We start from the raw sequence: 7,361 nt of genomic DNA on the forward strand, positions 1-7,361 counted from the left end.
TCATGATGTCCCTCTGGGATGCGCTCCGGATGAATATGATGATCTCATATCAGGAACTTGTTCGCACCTTCCTTAGCATTCTGCAACATCCCCAATTCACCGTTAACAAGAGTACCGGGTGTTATATTACCTGTTTTTATCAGATATACAGCGCCAGAATAGATAGTATAGCCACCATAAGTATAAATATAATTATCAGTACCGCCTGGTGAAGATGTAGCGCAAAACGACCCATGATTTGTTGCGGTATCGAATTTAATTCCGACACCTTCCAGATTGGTTTTAAATATACAACCATCTGATAATCCAGCAGAAACCGCACCATTGTAACTCATTGTTTCGTATAGCCTGGTGGAGCCATCTGTGTAAAGCATTGAATTATTGTTAAGAGATGTACTTGCAATAGTACTCCCAACAGGCAAATCTCGTTGAACATTGATCGTACCAAAGCTGGCTGTAAATGGTCCAGGAGGATCAAAGTTTGCTTCACCCGGTGTAGCCGATGCCATGAACGTTAAGCATATAAATAATATAAAAACAAATATATTTAACATCTTTTGACCTGATAACTATCTAACGGACGGACTAAATTTTCAACTTAGAAAATCATATAACAGAAATGGCATTATATTTTAATAAATCCTCAGACAAATTAAGATCCATTATTATAATTATCTAATAAATAACGACTTACACTTTTCCGCAATGTAACGAGTGCACCATCCGGAGTAATATATAACCATTGGCCACTTTCCTTCATAAACGCGGCCAGTTCCTTCCTGTCCTTTTCCTTCTTAAACCGCACCAGCCTCAGCATCGTCAGATCCTGCTGCCACTGCTGTTTCATCAACCATGGTACATTCAGTTCTGAGATGCTCGCCATATTCTCCAGTTTATACGCTTCGAATTTCAGCAACGTCTGCCCCACCACAAAGCACTGTGCTGCCAGCACCATACCGTACAACACAACTCCTGAAACCACACATCGGCTCAGTGGACCCGCCCGAAACCGTGTGGGGATGCTGTTGTCCGCTGCGCGCATCAGCAACAACAGGATGAAAAAGTGTGGCACCGAAAAATAGAGCGGGTATTCCACCTGCGTGTGCAGCAGAACCGGCAGGGTCATCAACAAGGCAACCCCCTGCCAGAGGCTGTAGCGCTTGCGCGTCAGGCACACCCATCCCACCACGCAACACAGTCCACCCAGCAGCGCAACAATGCCACCTTCAAACCACAGGTACAGCACTTCGTTGTGCGGGTGGCCCATAATCTCCTTGCTCGGGTTCACTGGCAGGCTGGTCATAAAACGCTGGAACTCGCCCATGTACATCCCCAGCCCCCAACCTTTTATCGGATGCACGGCGATCATTTTCAGGGTATAGATGAGCGTCAGCAGGCGCTGATGGTTAGAGCCATCATGCTCGTCCAGCACACTGCTGACGGACTGTTTCAGGAGCACGATGCCAAGCCCAATTCCCACCCAGGGAAGTACCCATAGCACCCGGCGCTGGAGCAGTGTGCTGTTATCTTTCCCGATGTGGCTGTGCGCCATCAGGCTCATCGCCACCGTCCCTGTGGCCCAGCCAATCCAGCCAATGCGTGATTCCACCAGGACCAGGGTTGCGCTGACGAACACCACCCCCGCCCCTGTCAGGCACAGGCGGATAATGGAGCCGCGATAAAATACCAGCAGAGCCAACATACCGGTGTAGCCGGTTGCCAGAAAACTGGCGTTGACGTTTCGCTGCTCGAACACACCAAACCCCTGCGGAGTGTATTCCCGGGCAAACTGCTGAAGTGTTTCCGGCAGAAATTGCGGCCACCAGATGCAGACCAGCGTTACAACCGATTCGATGACCGTCGCGGCCGCGAGGATAATCAGCAGCGTGGTTATAAACCGCCGGTCAAACCGGATCTGCAGCAGAATAAAATAGAACGCAACGCCACCCCAGAGTCCGGTGAGACGAGGGAGTGAGGCCTGCAAAGCATCCGCATTGGGTGCCCAGGCGGCGGGAAGTGTTATCAGCACTGCGCCTGCCAGCAGCCATAGCCCGGTGGCGGAAAAACGAATGCGTTTAAGAGTCATCGCTACCGGCAGCGCCATCAGCGCCATAAATACCCAGCACACAAGATTGTATGGCAGCCTGAAACCATGACCGCCGTTATTGAACCAGAGGATATTCAGGGCCACCAGCCAGTAGAAGGCCAGCAGCATAATCAGCAACTGACGCAGGGTCAGCCGTTTTACATAATCAGTCATAATTCAGTACAAACGTTGTGGTGGCTGTGGCATTCCCTGAGATGACGGTATCCTTTGTCGACAGATAACGGGCATAAAACTTCAGCGCCACGGTCTGGTCGGGTTGTAGTGCGTAACTGGCGCTGGCGGTGTTAAGCGGGATCAGCGTGCGTTTCTGGTCGTAAATGGCGACAGCGATGCCGTTAGCCGCTCCGGCTCCGCTACCGATGGCAAGCAGATCCGGGTTTTGCGTATCGGCATCACCGTTAAACGTGACGGTTACGTTGCTCAGCGTCGGGCTGCATTTTTCCAGGTTGAGGATAAAAATCTGTTCCGGTGAGCCATCTCCCGCTCGCTGAAACTGGCGGGCGGAGATGTTACCCAGATTAATCTCTTTACTCTGTGAGTCCGGGGAAACGGTACAGGTGCTGGCGCTGACGGTGCCGGTCACGGAAATGGACGCGCCGTCATCGGCCATCACGCCAGCGGAAAATCCGGCAAACAGCATGGCTGCAGTAAAGTATTTCAACACAAGGATCCTCATTAACGGCACACAACCGTTGCTTTAGCGATTGGGGTATTTTCGGCTTCTTCCGGCAACTCGTAGTGCGCAGTACAAGTGCTGGCGTCACCTTCTCCCCACTGCACTTTCAGCACCCCTTTCGGCGCCAGACCTGAGAGATAGACCTGGCCATCTTCGGCCACAATGCTGCCTGCCCCGTCATCATCACGGCTGACAACGGCACCAAACGGAACCGGTTCGTTACTGTGGAGTAACGTCAGTAATGCACGGATCCCTACATGCGCTTTAAAAGAGGCCCGTACCAGTGCCCCCTGCGTTGGCACCACATCAACCACCGCATTATCCAGGTCAACTTTGTCTCCAAGTGTCGTGGTATCCAGCGCCATACGGTTCTTGCGGTAGGTGGTGGCATACGGCACAACGGCGTAACCACGCCAGTCCGTTTTCACGCCGGTGGCATTATCTACTTTCACATCGTCGGCACCCGGAGCGTCAATCAGCACATTGGTGTCACCCAGTGGCTGGCTTAGCGTGACCCCGTGGCTGTGCGCCACTACGCCACCGGCCAGACCGTAGTTCACCTGCTGGTAATCGCCATTGCTGCTGTAGTTGTAGCCGACGTTGGCATTGCCGTAGCCCCCCTGATAGGAGAGGCTGGCGCTACCGCTGTTCCCCTCGCCCTGGTTGGCGTAACCTTCCTGCACGCTGTAGCTCAAATTGTTGTCTTTCAACAATGTGCCGCTAATCCCTGCGTTCTGGGTCACGCTACCGTGGTTATCCTGGCTGGCGCTGTAAGTGGCAAAGGCGTTATGCCCGCTGACGTCCGGCCCCTGATCGGGAGAAAGCCACTTGCTGAGTGGCAGGGACAGGTTAATGGCCACCGCTTTATCGGCATCCGGCTGGCCGGAGGATTTGCTGTAGTTGTAACTCAGGTTGATGCTGATATCGTGCCATGTGGTGCTGTAACCTACCTGCACAAGCGTATCTTTATCCGTGGTGTGCCAGTAAGTTTGCTGGCTACCACTGACATATAGTGAGCCGTAGTCCCCCAGTTGCTGGGAGATATTGACCTGCATTTTTCCGCGTTTGGTGTAGTAAAGGTTGTAATAGTCGTACCAATCCGGGTGGTCGTTGTTCGGGTCGTTATCCTCGTTGTCAGCATCACTGTTGTAGCCGTCCATCTTTTTATAGGTGGTGTCCGCCAGCGTATAGTAGCCGGAGGTGGAATAGCGGTAACCCAGCAGCTGGAAGTTGGTGCCGATATCGTTCAGGGATTTCGCGTACAGCAGACGCAAGGATTGTCCTGAGTGAGTGGTATCGTCCGCCAGCGTGCTTTTTGCACTGGTGATGTCAGCCGATAGCGCGCCAAAATCGCCCATGTTGAGACCCGCCCCCAGAGCCAGCGCTTTGTAATCACTGGAGAACTGCGAGCCGCCATACAGAGTCACACCGTGTGCCAGACCCCAGATAAGTGTTCCCTGACCAAACGTAACTTCTTCCTGCGAGTCATTGCTGGTGCGATATTTGCCTGCCGTCATGGCGTATTTCACTCTCCCTTCACGCTGTAGCATCGGTACCGCTGAATAAGGGACGGTATATGAATGCACTGACCCGTCAGCCTCTTTGACTTCCACGCTCAGATCCCCACTTGAGGAGGTCGGAAAGAGGTCGTTAATGGCGAACGCACCCGGTGCGACATAGACCTGATAGATGGTATAGCCGTTCTGTTTTATCGTGACCTGAGCGTTACTTTTGGCAATGCCGCGTACGGTCGGTGCAAACCCTTTCAGGCTGTCCGGCAACATATTGTCGTCGGAGGAGAGCTGCACTCCGCGAAAGCCGATACTGTCAAAAATATCCCCTGACGTATTACTGTCCCCCGCAACCAGCTCCCCCTTCAGTGCAATAATGGTGCGTTCGATGTAGCTGTTCACGTTTTGCCATTCGCTGGTATTAGTACCGTTTCCACTGCTGCGGTTGAAGGTGGAGTAATCACGATAGCGCCACGGCCCAACGTTAATTCCACTGTTCAGCCCCAGAAACTGGCTGCTGTTGTTACTGCTGCTACCGTTGCTGCGGTCGCGACTTTCCGAACCGCTCAGGGAGTAATTGAGCAGTAACGCATTAATCCCCTGATCCCACTTTTCCGGTGGAATATAGCCACGGGCGCTGTTTTTCAGTGCGACCTGGGGCACGCTGATGTCCAGACGCTGTTGTGAAAAATCGAATGAGGCTTTCGCATTGTCGATTAGGGAGGCGATATTGGTGCAATCCCCTTCTGCTGTCTGCTTTTTGTCTGCCGGTATATTGATATCAATCCCCATATCCTCCAGTTTCCTGGGGGACAAGCAGGCCACCAGACCCGTATCGTCCGAAGGGAATTTGCCATCAGGATCCACGGTTTTCTGCGAACGGAACTCGACATCCTGATCGGAAACGGATTCGTTATTCAGGTAGACGTCCACACGATACGTTCCGGGGGCCTGGTTACCGCCGTTCTGAAAGCTGGAGAGATCGGCAACATTACCACTGCCGTTATCCAGGAATGCCGGGTTAAAATATTCTTCTGCGCGGGCATGTGCCGCAAAGAAACCGCTACAAACACACAACGCCAGCGGCGATAATGCCAGAACACGATTATTTTTATGACCGCTGAACTTCATCTCATTCGCCCATCTTTATTTGCATGTTTGCTTCTGCGTTAACGCACCGAAATCGTTCATTGTCTGGAAACTTACTGGACCATTACCGGAAATATTGAGCTGAGCATTGCCCTGCGGCGGCACCATTGTGTTTGTCAGTTTTTCTCCACCAACAGAGAAATTGACCAGAGTGATGTAATACGGCGTCGGATTGATCACGTTAAGTTTGCCTGCGCTGAGTTGACATTTGAGCGAAGCAGGTGCGTCCGCGGAATTCATCGGCAAATTATCCGGACGAACGAACAATTTAATGACACTCTGGGTGGCGATTTGTAATGCATTACCCTGAATTTTACTTTTATCCATTGCAGGAATGGCTTTGCTGTTGAGATAAAACAATGTCTCTTTATCTTTTGGTAATTCAGGGCCGGTATACATCACGCGCAATACGTTATCCTTTGCTGGCTTCAGCACAAATAACGGCGGGGTAACGACAAAATCACCGGTTTTCTTTCCGTCAGCCGTCGATACCCATGACTGGATAAGGAATGATTGTTCGTTATCCGAGTTACTCACTGTCATGTTGACCTGTTTAGTCCCCTGCGGATAAATAAGACGTGTTGAACCTAATGCAACGCCTCCTGCGTGTGCGATGTTGCTCGTTCCCAGAGCCATCATTGCTGTTAATACGCAAAGTAAGTGTGTTTTGCGCGATGCTAACAGTGTTGTGGTAGTGAATTTCATGTTCTGGTTTCCGAAATGCGATTAAATTAATAGGGATGAATCAGATAGCTGCATTACTGATAAATCACAGCGAAATTAATCGCTGCACTGGCATCACCGGGTATGACCTGCGTACCGGTGGCCCTATATTTCGCGGAATAATGCAAAACAGAGGTGCCGTCATCTAATGCTTCAAATGACAGTGGTGCGCTGTTAGGAATTAATAAATTCCCTTTAACATCGAATATACCCAGCCCCACCTCTTTGGCCGGGTTTCGCCCGCTGCCAGTTTTAAATACCTGTGGATCATTAAGGTCGGGAGTTCCACTGAATGCCGCGCTGGCGGTATTTCTCACGCTGGTATCGCAGTCTTCAAGGCGGATCTGGAAAGCCGTAGTGCCCGTCCATTCTCCGGGAGAACGGAGGTCGGCATCACGAACCTGCCCCATGACAACGACCTGATGCTGGCTGCGTAAATCAACCACACAGGGTGCATTAACCACTTCACCAAGAAACTGCATATTGGCGACAGACTCAGTGGTATCCGCGCGTCCCTGCTGGGTGAGCAGCCCAGGAACCAACAGCACCGTTAACAGACGAAAAATCTTTCTACTTATCATTTCCATACCATCTATCTGAAGGAAGACAAACCTCCGCAGTGCCCTGCGGAGGCCACCTAAAATCAGGAGTAGGTGATCTGCACGGTTGCTGTCGCGTCAACGGAGCCCGCCGTTGCTGCCGCATCCGTAGCGATATAGTCAACGGTCAGTGGGATTTTGTTGGTGCCGTTAATCAACGTGACAGAAGAAGAGGCTTCGCCCACATTCAGCGGCTGGCCATCCGGCCCGTACAACTGCAGTGCGACATGGCTTGCGGCGTTAGAAGTGGACTGGTTTGCCAGAGCGGTGCTGACGGTGCTGTCCGGGGTGCCGTTAAAGGTCAACGTGGCGTTGCTGTACGTGCTGGTATCGCAATCTTCGAGGTCAATTTTGAAAGCCGTCGGCTGGCCGGATGCCTGACCTGCAGCAGTCAGATGCGCGGTACGTACTTGTTTCATAATCACAACATGATCTTTTACTGCCATGCTGATAGCGCAAGGTGCGTCAGTAACAGAGCCGATAAATTTGATGGTGCCACCATTAACGGTCATTGATGAGGCGGTGATGCTGCCAACTTACTGATTTAGTGTATGATGGTGTTTTTGAGGTGCTCCAGTGGCTTCTGTTTCTATCAG

At 51.6% G+C, this 7,361-nt stretch carries 7 protein-coding genes; all 7 read right to left on the bottom strand.

Annotated features, from left to right (window positions below):
* Window positions 1-44 precede the first annotated feature (44 nt).
* Window positions 45-554, bottom strand: a complete 510-nt coding sequence (locus tag V6E55_RS24500) for a hypothetical protein (protein WP_316944076.1) — start codon at window positions 552-554, stop codon at window positions 45-47.
* Between the two features lie 98 nt (window positions 555-652).
* Complete coding sequence (locus V6E55_RS24505) at window positions 653-2,260, bottom strand: PglL family O-oligosaccharyltransferase (protein ID WP_316944077.1); 1,608 nt, start codon at window positions 2,258-2,260, stop codon at window positions 653-655.
* Window positions 2,253-2,768, bottom strand: a complete 516-nt coding sequence (locus tag V6E55_RS24510; protein ID WP_316944078.1) for a fimbrial protein — start codon at window positions 2,766-2,768, stop codon at window positions 2,253-2,255. Before V6E55_RS24510 ends, V6E55_RS24505 begins: the two co-directional genes overlap by 8 nt.
* 14 nt (window positions 2,769-2,782) lie before the next feature.
* Window positions 2,783-5,425 (bottom strand): fimbrial biogenesis usher protein, encoded by a 2,643-nt coding sequence (locus V6E55_RS24515; protein ID WP_316944079.1) that lies wholly within the window; start codon window positions 5,423-5,425, stop codon window positions 2,783-2,785.
* A gap of 15 nt (window positions 5,426-5,440) precedes the next feature.
* A complete protein-coding gene (locus V6E55_RS24520; RefSeq protein WP_316944080.1) occupies window positions 5,441-6,148 on the bottom strand; it encodes a fimbria/pilus periplasmic chaperone in 708 nt (235 codons plus the stop codon).
* A gap of 53 nt (window positions 6,149-6,201) precedes the next feature.
* On the bottom strand, window positions 6,202-6,753 hold the full coding sequence (locus V6E55_RS24525; protein WP_316944081.1) for a fimbrial protein: 552 nt from the start codon (window positions 6,751-6,753) through the stop codon (window positions 6,202-6,204).
* Between the two features lie 56 nt (window positions 6,754-6,809).
* Window positions 6,810-7,277, bottom strand: coding sequence for a fimbrial protein (locus V6E55_RS24530; protein ID WP_316944082.1), 468 nt, complete (start codon window positions 7,275-7,277; stop codon window positions 6,810-6,812).
* Window positions 7,278-7,361: the final 84 nt, after the last annotated feature.

Source organism: Enterobacter sp. 342 (assembly GCF_036663495.1).
Classification (GTDB): domain Bacteria; phylum Pseudomonadota; class Gammaproteobacteria; order Enterobacterales; family Enterobacteriaceae; genus Enterobacter.